Consider the following 18,056-nt stretch of genomic DNA (forward strand, 5'->3'; position numbering starts at 1 on the left):
GAGGGGCTACTTGGGGATCCACGCCTGCCACTTGGCGGGGTTGGCCTCGACCCACTTCTTGGCGGCCTCCTCGCCGGTCATGCCGTTGTTGGTCATGTCGTCGGCGACCGCGTTCTGGTCCGCGTTGGTCCAGCTGAAGTTCTTGATCAGCTCGTACGCCTTGCCGCCGGTGTCGGCGAACTTCTTGCTGACGATCTTGTCGAGGTCCATCTCCGGGTAGTCGCAGGCCACCTTCTTCGGGTCGGCGTCGCACCCCTCGGTGTGGGGCGGCAGGTTGACCCGGACCAGCTCGGTCTGGCTGAACAGCCAGTGCGGGTCCCAGAAGTAGAACAACAGCGGCTTCTTCTGTGCCTGCGCCTGCTGGGCGCCCTTGATCAGGGCCGCCTCGCTACCGCCGGTGACGATCTTGTAGTTGAGCTTGAGGTTCTTGATCAGCGCCGCCTCGTTGCTGACGTACGACGGGTCGCCGAACAGCAGCTGGCCCTTGTCGCCCGACTCGGAGGTCTTGAACAGCTCGGCGTACTTGTTGAGGTTCTTCCAGTCGGTGATGCCGGGGTGCTCGTCGGCCATCCACTTGGGGATGTACCAGCCGATGACGCCCTTGTTGCCGGTGGAGCCCGCCTCGACGGCGACCTTCTTCTCCTCGATGAACTGCTTCTTCAGGTCGGGGTGACCCCAGTTCTCGATGATGACGTCGACGTCGCCGGTCTCGAAGCCCTCCCAGGCCAGCTGCTCCTTGATCTCGGGCAGCTCGACCTCGTAGCCGAGCTCGTTCTCCAGCAGGTACGCCACCACGTTGGCGCTGGCCTCGTAACCGACCCACGGATTGATGGCGATCTTCACCGTGCCGGCGGAGGCGCCCGAGGCGCTGGCGCCGGCCTCCGGCGCGGCCGAGCTGGTCGAGGTGTCGACCGTGGCTCCGCCGCAGCCCATCGCGGTGAGCCCCAGGGCGAGAAGGCCTGCGAGCAGGCGAATCTTCATGTGAACTTCCTCTTTCGGGGGGAAGAGCGCCTGTCGGCGCCCTGCGTGATGCGGTCGAGCATGACTCCGAGGAGCACCGTGGCGATGCCCGCCACGAAGCCCATGCCGAAGTCGGTCCGCTGGGAGAAGCCGAGGACCACGTCGTAGCCCAGCGCGCCCGCCCCGACCAGGCCGCCGATGACGACCATGGCCAGCGTCATCACGATGCCCTGATTGGCCGCGAGCAGGATGGCCCTCCTCGCCATGGGCAGCTGCACCTTCCACAGCAGCTGACCCGGGGTCGAGCCCGCCGAGGCGGCGGCCTCGACGACCGTGGCGGGCACCGCTCTGATGCCGTCCTCGACCAGGCGTACGACCGGCGGGACCGCGTAGATGACGGAGGCGAAGATCGCGGTGAACCTGGTGGTGCCGAAGAGCGCCAGCGCCGGCAGCAGGTAGACGAACGCGGGCATGGTCTGCGCGGCGTCGAGGATGGGCCGCTGCACGGCCGAGAAGCGCGGCGAGCGGGCCGCGGCCACCCCGAGCAGCAGGCCGATGGCCAGCGTGACGAGCACCGCCACGGCGACCGTGCTCATCGTCATCATGCTGTGCTCCCACAGGCCGAGCAGCGCGATGGCCAGCAGGCAGGCCAGCGCCGTCAGCGCGGGACGCAGCCCGCTCACCCGCCAGGCCGCCGCCAGCACCGCGAGCGCCACCAGCCACCACGGGGCCGAGGTGAGCAGCGACTGCAGCGGGTTGAGCAGGGCCTGGGTGGTGGCTTCCCTGATGAACGTCGTCACCGGGTACCAGGTCGTCTCGGCCCAGCGGACGGCGGCGTTCACCTCCGCCACGACGTTGACGGTGAGGGTCTCCGGCCAGGCGCGCGGCAGCACGGGGATGAGCGCGAGCCCGGCCAGCGCCAGCGCCCCCGCCCCGGCCAGGTCGACCCGTGAGGTCCGGGCGTGCGCGTCCCGGCGGGACAGGGCCATCGTCATCCGGTCGAGCATCACCGCCATGATCACCACGGCCACGCCCGCCGGGAGCATGATGCCGACCTGGGCTCGCGACAGGCCGCGGATGATGTCGCCGCCCAGCCCGGGGGCCGAGATCAGGTTCGCGATGACGACCATGGACAGCGCCATCATGATCGTCTGGTTGACCGCCAGCGCCATCGTGGACCTGGCCAGCGGCAGGTAGACCTTGAACAACGTCTGCCGGCCCGTGGCGCCCAGCGAGGCGGACGCCTCGACCGCCGTGGGGGAGACCTCCGAGATGGCGAGGGCGGTGATGCGGATGGCGGGCGGGATCGCGTAGATCATCGTCGCGATGGCGCCGGCGGGCGCGCCGATGTGGAAGAACAGCGCGAGCGGCGCCAGGTACGCGAACGTCGGCATGATCTGCATGACGTCGAGGACCGGCGTCAGCACCCTGCGCACGCGCTCGGAGAGCCCGGCCCACACGCCCAGCGGGATGCCGACGGCCAGCGACAGCAGCACCGCCACCGCGACCAGGGCCAGCGTGTCGACGCTCGACTCCCAGAGGCCGAGCAGGCCGAACGCGCTCACGCCGCCCACCGCGAGCGCAGCGATCCGCCGGCCGCCGGACAACCAGCCCAGCGCACCCATGACGCCCGTGATGCCGGGCCAGCCGAGCGCGAACAGGACGGTGTGGAAGGCGTCGTAGAGCCCGCCGACGAACAGCCTGATGTAGTTGAGGAAGTACAGGAAGAGCGGGTTGTCGTTCCTGTTGTCGTCGATCCACTCGCGCAGCTCGGTGACGGCCAGGAACGGCGCCGCCTCCCTGTTGTGCGGCAGTGTCGCCGTGTCGCGGAAGACCAGGTACGCCGCCGCGACCAGGGCCGCGGCCCCTGCGGGGACCGCCCACCTCGGCAGGCCGGGCCAGGCCGGCCCGCCGACGGTCGTGGCGCTGCTCATGCGCCCGCTCGCACGGGGCTCTCCTGGCCCGACAGGAAGGACAGCAGGTCGACCCGGTCCACGACGCCCGCCAGCTCGTCGCCGTCCACGGCCCTGATCGGGTGGGCGGAGGCGGCGGAGGCGGCGATGGCGTCCCTGATGACCGTGGTGACCGGTAACTCGGGCCCGTCCAGCGACTCGCCCGGCTCGGGGGGCCGGCAGAGCCGGCGCAGCGTCAGCACGTGGCTTTTCGGCACGTCACGGACGAAGTCGGCCACGTAGTCGTCGGCCGGCGCGCCCACCAGCTCCTCCGCGGTGCCGAGCTGCACGATCGAGCCGGCCCGCATGATCGCGATCCGCTCGCCCAGCTTGAGCGCCTCCGACAGATCGTGCGTGATGAACACCATCGTCTTGCCGACTTCCCGGTGCAGGCGGATGACCTCGGCCTGCATGTCGCGCCTGATCAGCGGGTCGAGCGCGCTGAACGGCTCGTCGAACAACATCACCTGCGGGTCCACGGCCAGCGCGCGGGCCAGCCCGACCCGCTGCTGCATGCCGCCGGAGAGCTGGTCGGGGTAGGCGCCGGCGTGGCCGTCGAGGCCGACCAGGGTGAGGATCTCCTCGGCCCGCTCGTGCCTGGCGGCCCTGGGGGTGCCCTGGATCTCCAGGCCGTACGCGACGTTGTCGATCACCTTGCGGTGCGGCAGCAGGCCGAAGTGCTGGAATACCATGCTGACCTGGTGCCGCCGGATCTCGCGGAGCCGGGCGGGTGAGGCGCGGCCGATGTCCTCGCCGCCGATGGTGATCTCGCCGGCGCTGGGCTCGACGAGCCGCGTCAGGCAGCGTACGAGCGTGGACTTGCCGCTGCCGGACAGGCCCATGACCACGAACACCTCGCCGGGGCGCACCTCGAAACCGACGTCCCTGACCGCGGCGGTGCAGCCGGTCTTCTCTCTCAGCGCGGCGGGATCGAGATGTCTGTCCTCGCTGTCCAGCACTTTCTGCGCCTTGGGCCCGAAGATCTTCCATAGGCCGTCGACGGTGATGGCCGCGCTGTGAGAATCGCCCACACTCGCCTCCTCGTTATGACGTGGCTCAACATATGTGGTGATTAGCGACATTCTCAACGCTGTGACACTCCAGAGATCACGGTGCGGCTTCCGTGTTATGCGTCGAAACGTACTAACCACTCATTAGCGGACATCTATCTTGATGTGGGTTAATCTCTCGCCCGGGTGCTTCACGCATGGTGTCCCAAGTTCTATCCTCAGGAGTCACACGACTCGACTTTTGTCGCGTTAAGTTCGGTTGGCCGTCCTGTATGGGATGTGTTCCAATTACCCGCACTTGCTGATTTCCCCCGGGGCGTATGCCCCTCATATACGCCGATTCGGGCGAGGTGCGTTCGGTGAGTACACAGCTGGGCGAGAGGCAGGCCGGCGAGAGCCGCTGGCGGCTGCGCAACTGGCGCGTGCGGGCGCGCCTGGTCGCGCTCATCCTCATCCCCACGGCCGCCGCCGTGCTGCTCGGCGGTGTCCAGGTGCTCGCCTCGACCTCCGCCGCCGGCGACTACGCCCGTACGAACCAGTTCGCCCGGATGTCCGCGGAGCTGGGCGAACTCACCCACCAGGTGTCCACAGAACGGGCCAGGACCGCGTGGTACATCGCGCGTGACCGGCCCGCGGGCGAGCTCGGCACGGTGCGCGCCCAGATGGACCAGACCGACCTGTCCCTCAGAAGGGTGCGCGGACTCGCGCAGTCCCTGCTGAACGACGTGAGCGGCCGCACCGCGGACCAGATCGAGACCCTGCTCAGCCGCCTGAACGACCTGGGCACCCTGCGTGCGCAGGCGCTCGACGCCGACCTGCTGCCCGGTCCGGCCGTCGAGCTCTACACGACCGTGATCGCCGACCTGCTCTCCGTGCACAACGAGCTGGTCAAGGGCAGCGTCGACGACGAGCTGTTCCGCCAGACCCGCATGCTCGACGCGCTCGCCCGGGCCAAGGAGAGCGTCTCCTACCAGCAGGCGCTGGTCACGATCGTGCTGGTCGAGGGGGCGTTCGACCCCGACCAGCTCAAACGGTTCCTCGGCGAGCAGTCCAAGGAGGCCAGCGAGCGCAGGGGCTTCGCCGAGGAGGCCACCGCCGCCGAGCGCCGCTTCTTCGACGAGACCGTCAACGGCAGGTCCGCCGAGCGCATGTTGTTCCTGCGCGAGCTGGTGATGATCAGGGCCACCAACGAGCTGCCGCTGCGCGGGCTCGACCAGGCCGAACGCGACGACGCCAAGCAGTGGCACGACGCCGCCGCCGTGGTCGTCGACTCCATGCGCACGGTCGAGCGGCGCCAGGCGGAGGGCATCGTGGCCCGCAGCGAGGCGCTCAGCGCGGACGAGCGGCGCAAGGCGTTCGTGACCGCGGGCGCGGTGCTCGCGCTGCTGGTGGCCGTGCTGCTGATCACCACCGGCGTGGCCAGGTCGCTCGTACGCCCCCTGCGCCGCCTGCGCAGCGAGGCGCTGGAGATCGCGGGCCGGCGGCTGCCCGACTTCGTGCAGCACCTGCGGGAGTCGCGCGACGGCGCGGTCGACGCCGAGGTGCCGCCCATCGGCATCTTCTCCAGGGACGAGGTGGGCGAGGTCGCGCGCGCGTTCGACGAGGTGCACCGCGAGGCCGTACGGCTGGCGGGCGACGAGGCGCGGTTGCGCTCCAACGTCAACGCCATGTTCGTCAACCTGTCCAGGCGCAGCCAGACGCTCGTCGAACGGCAGCTCACGCTGATCGAGCGGCTGGAGCGCGGAGAGCGCGACGACGCCCGGCTCGGCGACCTGTTCAAGCTCGACCACCTGGCCACCCGCATGCGGCGCAACAGCGAGAACCTGCTCGTCCTGGCCGGCCAGGAAGCCGCCCGCAAGTGGAGCGAGCCGGTCGAGCTGATGGACATCGTGCGGGCGGCGCTGGGCGAGGTGGAGAGCTACGACCGGGTCAGCATCCAGGTCGAGTCGGACGTCGCGATCGCCGGCCAGGCCGTCACCGACGTGGTGCACCTGCTCGCGGAGCTGGTCGAGAACGCCGTCTCCTTCTCCTCCAGGGACACCAAGGTCATCATCTCCAGCGGCCGCCTCGACGAGGGCAGCCTGATGGTGTCGGTCACCGACCAGGGGATCGGCATGAGCTCCGACGAACTGGCCGAGGCCAACTGGCGGCTGGCCCATCCGCCGGTCGTGGACGTGTCGGTGTCGCGGCGCATGGGCCTGTTCGTGGTCGGCCGGCTGGCGCTGCGGCACACCATCAGGGTCCAGTTGCGGGCGCAGGACGTGGGCGGGCTGACCGCCATGGTGCTGGTCCCGCCGATGTTGCTCACGGAGGTGCCGAGCGCGATGCCCGCGCAGGCACGGGTCCAGGTGCCCAGGCAGGCGCAGGTGCGTACGCCGTCCTTCGGAACCGCCGACTCCTTCGCCGCCCCCGTGCACACACCGCCGCCCGCCTCACTCACGGGCCCTCCGCCCGGGCATCCGTCGTTCGACGCCGCACCCGTGGCGGCCGAGCCGTCGTCATGGTTCGGCCCGTCGCCGACGACCCGGCCGGCCACCCTGGGAGAGCAGCCGCCCTACACCTATCCGGGCGAGCAGCCGCCGTACACGCAGGCGGCCGAGCCGCCGCCCGGCCTGGCGGGGCCGTCCCAGGACGAGTTCCTGCCGATCTTCACCGCCGTCGAGGAGAGCAGCTGGTTCAGCAGGGCGGCCCCCACCGCCGACCACCGCGATCCCTCCTGGACCTCGCCCGCCGACCAGGGATGGCAGGCCGCGGGCGCGGCCGCGGAGCCCGCCCAGAGCGGCACCACGAACTCGGGCTTGCCGAAAAGGACGCCGAAGGCGAATCTGGTACCGGGCACCGCGAATCCGGCGCCCGCTCCCGCTCCCGCTCCACCGCTGTCCCCTGATCGGCTGCGTTCCAGGCTGGCCAGCTACCAGCAGGGCGTGCGCAAGGGCCGTGCCGAGCTCGAGGAGGACTCTTGAAGGAGCTGAGCCAGGCCGCCAGAGACGTCAACTGGCTGGTCACCGGCTTCGTCGAAGAGGTGCCCGGCGTGGCGCACGCCGTCGTGGTCTCCGCCGACGGGCTGCCCATGGCGTACTCGCGGGGCTTCCCCAAGGACCGCGCCGACCAGCTCGCCGCCATCGCGGCGGGCCTGGTCAGCCTCACGCACGGATCGGCGCGGGTCTTCGAGGGTGGAGGGGTCACCCAGACGCTCGTCGAGATGGAGCACGGGCTGCTGCTCGTGATGTCGATCAGCGACGGATCCTGCCTGGCGGTGCTGGCCGCACCCGACTGCGACATGGGGCTGGTCGCCTACCAGATGACGATCCTGGTCGAGCGCGCGAGCCAGGTGCTCACGCCCGCCGTACGGGCGGAGCTGTCCGCCGCGCGTCCGTGGTGATGGGAGTAGACCGTGGCATCGTGGGATAACGGCGAGCCGGAGCCCGAGCGCAGCTCGCTCGTCCGCATGTACGCCGTCACCGGCGGAAGGACCGCCCCGCGCACCGAGCTGGCCATGGAAGCCCTGGTGTCGTCGGCGACCTCGGCCCGGCTCGGTTCGACCTACACCCGCGAATACCGGGCGATCAGCGAGCTGTGCCGGCAGGTGCGGTCCGTGGCGGAGATCTCGGCGCTGCTGAGCGTCCCGCTCGGAGTGGCGCGGGTGCTCGTCGCCGACATGGAGGCGGACGGGCTGGTCAGGGTGTACCAGCCGCAGCTGAACGCGGGATTACCCGATAAGAACCTGCTTGAAAGGGTGCTGAGTGGACTTCGCAGGCTCTAGCCGGCTCACCTCGACGAAGATCGTCGTGGCGGGCGGGTTCGGCGTGGGCAAGACCACGTTCGTGAGCTCCGTGTCCGAGATCCTGCCGCTGACGACCGAGGCGGTGATGACGGACGCGTCGGCGGGCATCGACGACCTCGGCCACACGCCGGGCAAGACCACCACCACCGTGGCCATGGACTTCGGGCGGCTCTCCCTGGCGAACGACCTGATCCTCTACCTGTTCGGCACGCCGGGCCAGTACCGGTTCTGGTTCATGTGGGACGACCTGGTGCGCGGGGCCATCGGCGCTGTGGTGCTGGTCGACTCCCGCAGGCTCGCCGACAGTTTCCCCGCCGTCGACTACTTCGAGCAGGCGCGGATCCCGTTCGTGGTCGGCCTGAACGGCTGGAACGGCGAGTTCCCGCACGTTGAGAGCGAGGTGCGGGAGGCGCTCACGCTCTCGACGAACGTGCCGATCGTCCGCATGGACGCGCGGGCGCGCCCGGCGGTCAAGCACACCCTCATCACGCTCGTCGAACACGCCATGGCCGTGCGCGCGGGCTGACCTACCGTCCACTCCACCAGTGGGCGGCCACCAGCTCCGCCACCAGGGTCTCCGTGAGCAGGGCCACGTCGGGGTCGCCGTCGTGCCGGTAGCGGATCGCGGCCGCGGCGTCCTTCACCTCCGCGCCGACGGCCAGCACGGTCGAGCCCCGCAGGCGTACCCAGTCCATGGCCTGGTCGTCGTAGCGGGAACCCGGGTAGAGCAGGGCCCGGTAGTCGAGGGTCTTGGTGAGGTAGACGTCCACGTGGGACCAGTCGCCCGTCTCGCACGCGTCGGCCGGGCGGCGCGGGCCCTCGCGGAACATCAGCGCCGACTGCTCCGCCGACGACAGGCGCTCGGCGGGGGCGACGGTGTAGACGCCGTGCGGGCCGTCGAGCAGCTCCAGCGCCCGCGGGAGCCAGGCGTCCCGGCGTTCCAGCAGGTCGGCGGTGGCCTCGGCGGCCCGCTCCACCAGGGCGGGGACGTCGCGGTCCCGCCCGGTGAGCGTGGCCTCCATGAGCAGCAGGAGCGCCAGGGTGTGCTGGAACGTCCGGCACGCGACGCCGCCGCGTTCCTCTCCCGCGTGCATGGGGATCACCAGGTCGGCCGCCTCGGCGAGGGGCGAGCCAGGGGTGTTGGTGAGCACGGCGACGGGGGAGGGGCCGCCCGCGTAGCGGGCCGTGGCGTCGAGGGTCTCCCCGCTGGCGCCGGTGGCCGAGATCGGCACGACCAGGGTGTCCTGCCCCGCCGGCCAGGTGGCGGCGGCGGAGGCGTAGTCGGCGTACGCGTCGACGCCCGCCGCGCGCAGGCGCAGGGCCGCCACCCCGGCGGCGTAACGGGAGCTGCCCATGCCGAGGAAGAGCACCCTCGTGACCCCGGGAGGCAGGGCGCGGAACGGGTTCTCCTCGGCCAGGGCGCGGGCCAGGCTCCGCAGCGCCTCCGGCTTGGCCTCCAGGTCGGACAGGTAGAGCTCGGGATTCACGCGTCGTTCTCCTCGGGGTCCTGCTCGAAGTTCTGCTCAGGGTCCTGCTCGGGGTCCTGCTCCGGGTTCTCTTCGGGATACCAGGTGCGCAGGACGCCCATGGGGGCGTAGCGCCAGCGGGGCAGGTGGCGGGCGGCGTAGATGAGCTCCCGGCACTCCTGCTCCACCTCGAACGGGCGGATCAGCCTGTCGTCCAGCAGGTCGGGCCTGCCCCGCTCGGCCAGCCGGGCCCGGTAGGCGGACAGCAGGGCGGCGCGGGCGGCGGCCGCCCACGCGGCGGCCTCGGCGGGCGGCGTGGACCGCCGCCTGATCGCCACCTGCGCCACGTGCTCCAGGCTCGTGGTGAGCTGGGCGACGTCCCTGGCCGCCGGCTGGTACGGATCCGCGCCCGCGACCGTGGGGTTGCCGTCGAAATCGATCACCGCGTACCCGCCCTCCCACCGGAGGATCTGGCCGACGTGCAGGTCGCCGTGGATCCTGATGCGCGGGCCGGTCGCGGAGACGTCCAGCGGGGCCAGGTCGCGCCGGAGGGCGGCGGACCTGGTGGCCAGCCATTCGCCGTCGTCGCCGCCGGTCAGTTCCAGGGCCTGCGCGAGCGCGCCCGCCCCCCGCTCCGCCAGATCGGGACCGGCCCCGCCGGGCGGCGGCGGCAGCGTGGCGAGGGCGAGATGCAGGTCGGCGGCCAGGCGGCCGAGCGGCGTGGCGAAGGCGGTGGCGCCGGCTCTCTCCGGCGACGCGGCTTCGTCGACGCACCACTCCCAGCCGTCGCGCGCCCCGGGCAGGTAGCCCGTGACCAGGGCGAGGAGGTGGTCGCGGCCGTCCAGCTCCGCGGTCAGCGCCGCGTAGGGAGGAGCGGTGTCGTTGAAACCCGCCTCAACGAGATGGGCGAGGAGTTCCGGGGCGGGATGCGGCAGGGGCGCCGGCGGGGTCAGCCACTTGACAACAACCTTTTCGGCCACGACCACGGAGTAGTTTGTCTGGTCCACGTGCGGGCCGAAACCACGCTCACCTGGGGCCCCAGTGTGGAGATCCCCGGAGGCGTACGAGAAGGTGGGCAGCGGGCGGAAGCGCCGCACCGCGAAGGGCGGCGGCGGATCCTCGCCCAGCAGCCCCACGAGCGCGGTGGTGAGCCCGCGATCTCGGCCGGTGAGGGGCTTCTCACCGAGAGAGATCAACCGGGGCCCTATTGAATCCCAATTCAACACGATCGCCAAACTTCCAGGTAGCAATGTCATAAAAAGTCTTGCCCATGTTGATATCTGCTGCAACACTCCTGATCTGGTCCGCTGTGTCCGGTAAGGTCGCGCGACCCCTCTAACACCGCAAATTCAAGAAGGAGTAGCGGCCGTGTCCCGTATCCGGTTCACCCGTCGTCTCCCGGCCACCGTCGCGGTGGCCGGCCTCGCGCTTGCCGTCGCGGCGTGCGGCGGTGAGTCGTCGACAAGCCCAGAAGGCACGAACGCGGCGGCGGCCGACGACCTCAAGCCGAACGCGGACCTGACCAAACAGTCGATCCAGGTGACCGTCTGGGACGGCTACCTGCCCGAGGAGTTCACCAAGGGGGCCAAGGACAAGCTCAAGGTCAAGGACATCAAGATCGCCCTGCACGCCACCAACGAGGATGCGATGGCCAAGCTCACCGCCTCCGGTGACAGCGGGGTCGACGTGGCGTTCGTGTCCGGCCAGTACGCCCAGGCGCTCAACGAGCAGGGCCTGCTGGAGCCGATCCACCCCGAGCTGATCCCCAACCTGGCCAACCTCTACCCCGAGGCCACCCAGCTCTCCCACGACAAGGGCAACAAGATCTCCGTGCCCTACACCTGGGGCACGACCGGCATCTGTTACCGGACCGACCTGGTGAAGAAGAAGCCGACCAGTTGGAACGATCTTCTCAAGCCGCCGGCCTGGGCAGACAAGAAGGTCACCATGATGACCACCGAGCGCTGGCTGGCCCTGCCGGCGCTCAAGGCCCTCGGCTACTCGGTCAACACCGACAAGGACGAGGAGATCGCCAAGGCCAAGGAGCTCCTCGTGGCCCAGAAGCCACATCTGCTCGGCTACGACGACACGACCTTCGGCGACAAGCTGAAGTCCGGCGAGGCCGTCATGGTCGAGGCGTGGGACGGCTGGTGCCCGACGACCGACCCGAAGGGCAACATCGCGTTCGAGGTGCCGAAGGAGGGCAGCGACCTCTGGGTGGACACCATGGTGATCATGAAGTCCTCCAAGAACAAGGAGGCCGCCCACGCGCTCATCAACTACATCCTCGCCCCCGAGAACCACAGCTGGGCCGCCGAGAACATCAACTACAAGGTGCCCAACAAGGCCGCCATGGAGCGCGTGAAGGTGCCCAAGGGCTCGCTGCTCGGCATCAAGCCGGACGAGCTGCTCGACGGTGAGTCGATCGTCGACCTCGGACAGGCGTCCACGAAGTACACCCGCCTGTCGACGGAAGTCACGGCGCAGTCGTAACAGCGGTGACCTCTGAGCTCAAGGCCCGGCCGGCGTCCCCTTCACGCGGACGCCGGCTGGGCGCGTTCGTGTTCCTGTCGCCGGGCCTGACCTACCTCGTCGTGCTGCTGCTGGTGCCGCTGGCCCTGGTGCTGAGCAACACCGTCTTCCAGCGCGGGCGCTTCGGCGGCATCGTGTACGAGTTCACCACCGAGAACTTCGCCCGCCTGATGGACCCGCTCTACCTGGGCGTGGTCGGCGGCTCGCTGCGCATCGCGGCCCTGACGACGGCCATCGCGCTGCTGATCGGCTATCCGACGGCCTACGCGATCGCGCGGCTGTCACCCAAGTGGAAGACGATCGCCCTGGTCGCGATCGTGCTGCCGTTCTGGACCAACTTCATCATCCGCGTCTACGCGTGGATCATCCTGCTCAGCGGTCCCGGGCTGGTCAACAGCGGGCTGGCGGCGATCGGGCTCGGACCGTACGAGCTGCTCTACAACCAGGGCGCGATCGTCACCGGGCTGCTCTACTCGTACCTGCCGCTGATGGTGCTGCCGCTGTACGCCGCGATCGAGCGGCTGGACCCGCAGCTCAGAGAGGCGTCGGCGAACCTCGGCGCCTCGCCGTTCACCACGTTCCGGAAGGTTACGCTGCCGCTCACGGTCCCGGGCGTGCTGAGCGGCTGCCTGTTCGTGTTCGTGCCGAGCTTCGGCAACTTCGTCATCCCCGAGATCCTGGGCGGCAACAAGTCGATCATGGTCGGCAACCTGATCCGCGACCAGTTCCTGAAGGCGCGCGACTGGCCGTTCGGCTCGACGCTGGCGCTGGCGCTCATCGCGGTGCTCCTGGTGCTGCTGATGGCGCAGGCATGGGTGGCGCGCCGTGCGTAGGTCCAAGCTGCTGTTCGTCCCGCTCTGGGTGACGTACGTCTTCCTCTACCTGCCGATCGTCGTGCTCGTCGTCATGTCGTTCAACGCCGGCGAATCGGCGTACACCTATGAGGGTTTCAGCCTCAAGTGGTATGGAGAGCTGGCCGCGGACGAGCGCGTCAGGAACGGCCTGATCAACACGCTGATCGTGGCCGTGGGGTCGACCGCGATCGCGACCGTGCTGGGCACGCTGCTGGCCGTCGGCCTGGCCCGCCACTCCCGGTCCAAGGCCCTCGACGCGCTCGCGCTGATGCCCGCGGTGCTGCCCGACCTGGTTCTGGCGATCGGGCTGCTGCTCTTCTACGGCGTGATCGCGCTGACGCTCGGCCACTACTCGGTGGTCCTCGCGCACGCCCTGTTCTCCATGGCGTTCGTGGCCGCGGTGGTGCGCACCCGGCTGTCCGGGGCCGACACCTCGCTGGAGGAGGCCTCGCGCGACCTCGGCGCGGGACACGTGGTCACGTTCATGAAGATCACGTTGCCGCAGCTGGCGCCGGGCATCGTGGCGGGGGCGCTGCTGGCGTTCACGTTGTCGCTCGACGAGTTCGTGATCGCCTTCTTCACGATCGGGAACGCCGAGCCGACGCTGCCGATCGTCATCTACTCGATGATCCGTTTCGGCGTGACCCCCAAGATCAACGCGCTGGCCGCGATCCTGCTCCTCGTGAGCTTCGTGGCGGTGATCGCCGGCCAGCGTCTGACGAGAATCGGAGAGAGGGAGCCGAACCGGACACCTGGGGGAACCACATGAGGACCTCAAGGTGCAAGGTGAGGCGGACTCGACCATGAGAAACGAGATACGGCGTGCTGAAGGTTGACGGGATCACGCGCAGGTTCGGCGACGTCACCGCGCTCGACGGCGTCTCGCTGGAGATCGGCCAGGGCGAGTTCTTCGCCCTGCTCGGGCCGTCGGGGTGCGGCAAGACCACGCTGCTGCGCATCATCGCCGGGTTCGAGACGCCCGACCGGGGCACGGTCACCCTCGACGGGGAGGATCTGCTGGCCCTGCCGCCGAACCGGAGGCCGATCAGCCTGATGTTCCAGTCGTACGCGCTGTTCCCGCACATGACCGTGGCCAAGAACGTCGCCTACGGCCTGGAGCGGGAGCGCCTGCCCCGCCAGGAGATCAGGCAGCGCGTCGGCGAGGTGCTGGAGACGGTCGGGCTGACCGCACACGCCTCGCGCAGGCCCGCCCAGCTCTCCGGCGGCCAGCGGCAGCGGGTGGCGCTCGCCCGTTCCATCGTCAAGCGGCCGCGCCTGCTGCTGCTGGACGAGCCGCTGTCGGCCCTGGACAAGAAGGTCCGCGCCGACATGCAGCTGGAGCTGAAGCGGCTGCAGCACGACGTCGGCATCACGTTCGTGGTCGTCACGCACGACCAGGAGGAGGCCATGTCGCTGGCCGACCGCATCGCGGTCTTCGACAGCGGCACGGTGTGCCAGGTGGACGAGCCCGTCCCGCTGTACGAGCGGCCGCGGTCGCCGTTCGTGGCCGCTTTCGTCGGCGCCAACAACCTGTTCGAGGGCGTCGCCGGCGGCGACGGGCTCGAGAGCGAGGAGTTCGGCGTGCTGGCGGGCACGCCCATGGCCGAGCTCGCGGCGGGCGGCAAGGCACTGCTCGCGGTACGCCCCGAGAGGGTCAGGCTGGTCGATGAGGGCGAGCCCGGGGGCCTGCGGGGCAGCGTCCTCGACGTCAGCTTCTACGGCGGCGTGTCGCACATCTCCGTGGACGTGCCGGGCCGGGTCGAGCCGGTGCTCGTCGCCGTCCAGGGCGCCAGTGCGGTGGAGGCCGGGGCCAAGGTCAAGGTGCGCTGGAACGCCGAGGACGCCGTCATCATGGCGGTCGATCAGTGAGACAGGTCGTTGCCCGTGGCCGCCCGGGCGTAGGAGAGGATCAGTTCGGCCGCCTCGGCCGGGCCGATCACCGGATGCCTGGCCGTGATGCGGTAGCCGTACGCGTCCTCCAGCGCCACGAGGTTGCGCGCGACCGTCAGCGAGTCGGCGCTCAGCCGGAACACCCCCAGCGCCGCCCCCGTGTCGAGGATCGCCTGGTACATCGACACCTGGCGGTCATAGAGCGAGGTGAGCAACACGCCGTAGACCCTGTTGCGGCCCGCGGCCCCGCCCAGCTCGTTGAGCAGGCGGACGTCGGGGTCGAGCGGCCCGGTCGGCAGCCCCGACCTGATGGTCACGACCAGCTTCTCCACCGGATCGGTGAAGTCGGCGAGCCGGCGCAGCCGCTGCTCGTAGAAGCGCTCCATGCCGGCGTGCTGCGCCTCGACCAGCAGTTCGCTGAGGTCGGGGTAGTGGTAGAGCACGGCTCCGGAGGTCAGGCCGGCCTCCTCGGCCACGTGGGAGAGTTGTACTCCGTCGATGCCATGGCGGATGATGGCCCTGCGCGCGGCCTCGATCAAGTCGATGCGCCGGTCACTCCGGCTTTTACGCTGAGCCACCCCCACCACCTTCACCCGTTCGGCTGCTGTTCAGTTGGCCGTGACCATAGTGCCCGTAAGTTGACCTTCACGCTAGATGAGTTTTTGAATTCCCCTTCAAATTGCTCAGCTCTTCCGGAGTCTCGATGTCTCTCACCGTCCTGTTCATGCCTGAAAGCGCCTACGGTCCCACCAACAACTGCATCGGCATCGGCGACATCCTGCGTCGCCGGGGTCACCGCGTCGTCTTCGCCGCCGAGGCGTCGTGGAAGGGCAAGCTCGAAGCACTCGGCTTCGAGGAGGATCTGGTCGACCTCGCGCCCCCACCCGACGACGCCGAGGAGCAGGACCCCGGGCAGTTCTGGAAGGACTTCATCCGCGAGACCGCGCCCGAATACCGCAAGAGCACCCGCGAGCAGCTCGAGACCGTCGTCAAGCCCATCTGGGCCGAGCTGATCGACGGCGCGAAATACTGCGAGCCGCAGCTCAAGGCCATCATCGAGCGGGTGCAGCCGGACATCATCGTCGAGGACAACGTGCTCACGTTCCCGGCGCTGGTCACGGCGGGCAGGAAGTTCGTCCGCATCGTCTCCTGCAATCCACTCGAGGTCCGCGGCGAGAACGTCGCGCCGGTCTTCTCCGGGTTGCCCGCCGGCGACCGCTCGGAGTGGGAGGCCTTCCGCGCGGAGTACGACCGCACCCACCGCGAGCTCTGGACCGCCTGGAACGAGTGGTGCGTCGGGCAGGGCACCGAGCCGCTGCCCGAGCTCGACTTCATGCACAACGGCGACCTGAACCTCTACGTCTATCCGGAGATGGCCGACTACGCCGACGCCCGGCCGCTGGACGGCACCTGGCACCGGCTCGACTCCTCGGTCCGCGAGACGGAGGAGAAGTGGGAGCTGCCCTTCCAGCGTGGCGAGGGCTCGCTGATCTACTTCTCGCTCGGCTCGCTCGGCTCGTCCGACGTGGAGCTGATGCGGCGGGTGATCGGCGTGCTGGCCGACACCCCCCATCAGTACATCGTCTCCAAGGGCCCGCTGCACGAGGAGATCGATCTTCCGGCCAACATGTGGGGCGCGGAGTTCCTTCCGCAGACTAGGATCATCCCACTGTGTGACCTCGTCATCACTCACGGCGGCAACAACACGACCACCGAGGCGCTGCACTTCGGCAAGCCGATGATCCTGCTGCCGCTCTTCTGGGACCAGTACGACAATGCCCAGAGAATGGATGAGTTGGGCTATGGTGTCAGGCTTTCGACCTACACCTTCACCGACGACGAGCTGAAGGGGGCGGTCGCGCGGCTGCTCGGCGACACCGAGCTGCGCGCGAGGCTGGCCGCCGCGGGCGAGGAGATCCGGCGCCGCGACGGGCTGCGCAAGGCCGCCGACCTGATCGAGCAGCTCGGCAAATAGCACGACCCCTGAGAGCGAAGTCTTCCGATGCGTGAACTGATCAACCCCGCCACCGGACTCCCGTGTGCCGAAATTCCGGACACGCCGGTGGAGGGCGTGGCGACGGCCGTACGGTCGGCGCGCGCGGCGTTCGAGACGTGGTCGCAGACCACTCCGGCCGAGCGCCAGCGCCTGCTGCTGCGGCTGGCCGACCTGGTGGAGGCCGACGCCGAAGAGCTGACCAGGCTCGAAGTGGAGGAGACGGGCAAGCCCGCCGCGGTGTTCAGAGACGGAGAGCTGCCGTTCGCCGTCGACAACCTGCGCTTCTTCGCCGGCGCCGCCCGCTCGCTCGAAGGGTCGGGCGCCGGCGTGTTCAGCCCCGGCTACACCTCGGTCATGCTGCGCCGCCCCGTCGGGGTGGTGGGGTCGATCGCGCCATGGAACTTCCCCTTCGTCATGGCCGTGTGGAAGATCGGCCCGGCGGTGGCCGCGGGCAACGCGGTGGTGATCAAGCCCGCCCCTCAGACGCCGCGTACGACGTTGCGGCTGGCGGAGTTGTTCGCCGAGGCGGGAGCGCCGGAAGGGCTCGTCCAGGCGGTCACAGGAGGCGCGCAGGTCGGTCAGGCGCTCGTCACCGACCCCGGAGTCGACATGGTCAGCGTCACGGGCTCGACGGAGACCGGCCGCTCCGTGATGGCCGGGGCGGCGGGCACGCTCAAGCGGGTCCATCTGGAGCTCGGCGGCAAGGCCCCGGCGCTGGTCTTCGAGGACGCCGATCTGGCCGAGATGGCTCACGGCGTGGCCATGGGGGCGACGTACAACAGCGGGCAGGACTGTACGGCGGCCACCCGCGTCTACGTCGCCCGCGAGGTGTACGCGGACGCGGTCGAGGCGATTCGGGCAACTCTTGCCAATATCACCGTCGGCGACCCGTGGGACCCGGCGACCGACATCGGCCCCCTGATCTCGGCGGCCCACCGGGACCGGGTGCACGGGTTCGTCTCGAGGTCGGGCGGGCGGATTCTCCACGGGGGGTCGCCGATCGACCGGCCGGGGTTTTACTATTCGCCTACGCTTGTCAGCGAGGTCGGTCAGGACAGCGAGATCGTCCAAGGTGAGCTTTTCGGTCCTGTGCTGGTCGCTCTGCCGTTCGAGGGCGAGGACGAGGCCGTCAGGCTGGCCAACGACACCACATACGGCCTGGCGTCGTCGGTGTGGTCGCGCGACGTGTCGCGGGCGATGCGCGTGTCGCATCGGCTCGACGTGGGTGTGACCTGGGTCAACGACCATCTGCCCATCGCCAGCGAGGCGCCGCACGGCGGGGTGAAGGGCAGCGGGTTCGGCAAGGACATGAGCCAGGAGGCGGTGCAGGACTATTCGGTGACGCGCCACCTCATGGTGAAGCACGCGGCACCGGCCGAGCGGGATTCGTTCCGGCCCGCCTGAAAACGTGTACGGCGATAGACGCCCCGAAGTGCTGCTTTGGGCGTGTTTGATGGGATATGTTCGGTTGGCCGATCTGGTACGGGTTGTGTTCCAATTACCCAGCCGGACAGAATCCCATGCGCCACACGCGTGTCTGATTTTTTTCGAGCACGTACCGGCGAGAGGTTGCGAGAGTCAGTGAGGACGGATAACCCCAGACATACGAGGT

At 69.5% G+C, this 18,056-nt stretch carries 16 protein-coding genes; 10 read left to right on the forward strand and 6 right to left on the reverse strand.

Translation table 11 applies throughout. The annotated features are described in order from the left end of the window. Window positions 1-6: 6 nt before the first annotated feature. Genes ABGA98_RS30620 through ABGA98_RS30630 form a run of 3 tightly spaced genes read right to left on the reverse strand, consistent with a single transcriptional unit; the run spans window position 7 to window position 3,943 of the window. Entirely contained in the window at window positions 7-981 is a 975-nt protein-coding gene (locus tag ABGA98_RS30620; RefSeq protein ID WP_347621870.1) for an ABC transporter substrate-binding protein, read from the reverse strand. Further along, complete coding sequence (locus ABGA98_RS30625; RefSeq protein ID WP_347621871.1) at window positions 978-2,894, reverse strand: ABC transporter permease subunit; 1,917 nt, start codon at window positions 2,892-2,894, stop codon at window positions 978-980. The genes ABGA98_RS30620 and ABGA98_RS30625 overlap by 4 nt, the downstream gene beginning before the upstream one ends. After that, complete coding sequence (locus tag ABGA98_RS30630; RefSeq protein WP_347621872.1) at window positions 2,891-3,943, reverse strand: glycine betaine/L-proline ABC transporter ATP-binding protein; 1,053 nt, start codon at window positions 3,941-3,943, stop codon at window positions 2,891-2,893. Before ABGA98_RS30630 ends, ABGA98_RS30625 begins: the two co-directional genes overlap by 4 nt. A 338-nt stretch (window positions 3,944-4,281) precedes the next feature. Here ABGA98_RS30630 and ABGA98_RS30635 point away from each other — a divergent pair, with 338 nt between their 5' ends. The 4 genes from ABGA98_RS30635 (at window position 4,282) to ABGA98_RS30650 (ending at window position 8,232) form a co-directional block, all read left to right on the forward strand. Beyond that, window positions 4,282-6,885, forward strand: coding sequence for a nitrate- and nitrite sensing domain-containing protein (locus ABGA98_RS30635; protein ID WP_347621873.1), 2,604 nt, complete (start codon window positions 4,282-4,284; stop codon window positions 6,883-6,885). Continuing rightward, window positions 6,882-7,304: a roadblock/LC7 domain-containing protein gene (locus ABGA98_RS30640; protein ID WP_347621874.1), complete on the forward strand. Its 423-nt coding sequence runs from the start codon at window positions 6,882-6,884 to the stop codon at window positions 7,302-7,304. Before ABGA98_RS30635 ends, ABGA98_RS30640 begins: the two co-directional genes overlap by 4 nt. Window positions 7,305-7,370: 66 nt before the next feature. Beyond that, complete coding sequence (locus ABGA98_RS30645) at window positions 7,371-7,685, forward strand: DUF742 domain-containing protein (protein WP_347621987.1); 315 nt, start codon at window positions 7,371-7,373, stop codon at window positions 7,683-7,685. Beyond that, window positions 7,666-8,232, forward strand: a complete 567-nt coding sequence (locus tag ABGA98_RS30650) for an ATP/GTP-binding protein (RefSeq protein WP_347621875.1) — start codon at window positions 7,666-7,668, stop codon at window positions 8,230-8,232. Before ABGA98_RS30645 ends, ABGA98_RS30650 begins: the two co-directional genes overlap by 20 nt. A gap of 1 nt (window position 8,233) precedes the next feature. Here ABGA98_RS30650 and ABGA98_RS30655 read toward each other — a convergent pair whose 3' ends face one another. Then, window positions 8,234-9,193, reverse strand: coding sequence for an SIS domain-containing protein (locus ABGA98_RS30655; protein ID WP_347621876.1), 960 nt, complete (start codon window positions 9,191-9,193; stop codon window positions 8,234-8,236). Then, window positions 9,190-10,368: a hypothetical protein gene (locus ABGA98_RS30660; protein ID WP_347621877.1), complete on the reverse strand. Its 1,179-nt coding sequence runs from the start codon at window positions 10,366-10,368 to the stop codon at window positions 9,190-9,192. The genes ABGA98_RS30655 and ABGA98_RS30660 overlap by 4 nt, the downstream gene beginning before the upstream one ends. Window positions 10,369-10,540: 172 nt before the next feature. Here ABGA98_RS30660 and ABGA98_RS30665 point away from each other — a divergent pair, with 172 nt between their 5' ends. Genes ABGA98_RS30665 through ABGA98_RS30680 form a run of 4 tightly spaced genes read left to right on the forward strand, consistent with a single transcriptional unit; the run spans window position 10,541 to window position 14,427 of the window. Then, window positions 10,541-11,665, forward strand: coding sequence for a spermidine/putrescine ABC transporter substrate-binding protein (locus tag ABGA98_RS30665; protein WP_347621878.1), 1,125 nt, complete (start codon window positions 10,541-10,543; stop codon window positions 11,663-11,665). A gap of 5 nt (window positions 11,666-11,670) precedes the next feature. Further along, the gene (locus tag ABGA98_RS30670) at window positions 11,671-12,537 is read left to right on the forward strand and encodes an ABC transporter permease (protein WP_347621879.1); all 867 of its coding nucleotides are present in this window, start codon (window positions 11,671-11,673) and stop codon (window positions 12,535-12,537) included. Further along, window positions 12,530-13,327, forward strand: coding sequence for an ABC transporter permease (locus ABGA98_RS30675; RefSeq protein ID WP_347621880.1), 798 nt, complete (start codon window positions 12,530-12,532; stop codon window positions 13,325-13,327). The genes ABGA98_RS30670 and ABGA98_RS30675 overlap by 8 nt, the downstream gene beginning before the upstream one ends. Before the next feature lie 53 nt (window positions 13,328-13,380). Next, window positions 13,381-14,427 (forward strand): ABC transporter ATP-binding protein, encoded by a 1,047-nt coding sequence (locus tag ABGA98_RS30680; protein ID WP_347621881.1) that lies wholly within the window; start codon window positions 13,381-13,383, stop codon window positions 14,425-14,427. On the opposite strand, the gene ABGA98_RS30685 is transcribed toward ABGA98_RS30680, so the two are convergent. Then, window positions 14,421-15,026, reverse strand: coding sequence for a TetR family transcriptional regulator (locus ABGA98_RS30685; protein WP_347621882.1), 606 nt, complete (start codon window positions 15,024-15,026; stop codon window positions 14,421-14,423). The genes ABGA98_RS30680 and ABGA98_RS30685 overlap by 7 nt on opposite strands. A gap of 146 nt (window positions 15,027-15,172) precedes the next feature. On the opposite strand from ABGA98_RS30685, the gene ABGA98_RS30690 reads away from it, so the two are divergent. Continuing rightward, window positions 15,173-16,423 carry a glycosyltransferase gene (locus ABGA98_RS30690; protein ID WP_347621883.1) on the forward strand — a complete coding sequence of 417 codons (1,251 nt, stop codon included), beginning with the start codon at window positions 15,173-15,175 and terminating at the stop codon, window positions 16,421-16,423. Between the two features lie 27 nt (window positions 16,424-16,450). After that, on the forward strand, window positions 16,451-17,848 hold the full coding sequence (locus ABGA98_RS30695; RefSeq protein ID WP_347621884.1) for an aminobutyraldehyde dehydrogenase: 1,398 nt from the start codon (window positions 16,451-16,453) through the stop codon (window positions 17,846-17,848). Window positions 17,849-18,056 lie beyond the last annotated feature (208 nt).

The sequence above is a fragment of the Nonomuraea sp. B1E8 genome (assembly GCF_039871515.1).
Taxonomy (GTDB): domain Bacteria; phylum Actinomycetota; class Actinomycetes; order Streptosporangiales; family Streptosporangiaceae; genus Nonomuraea.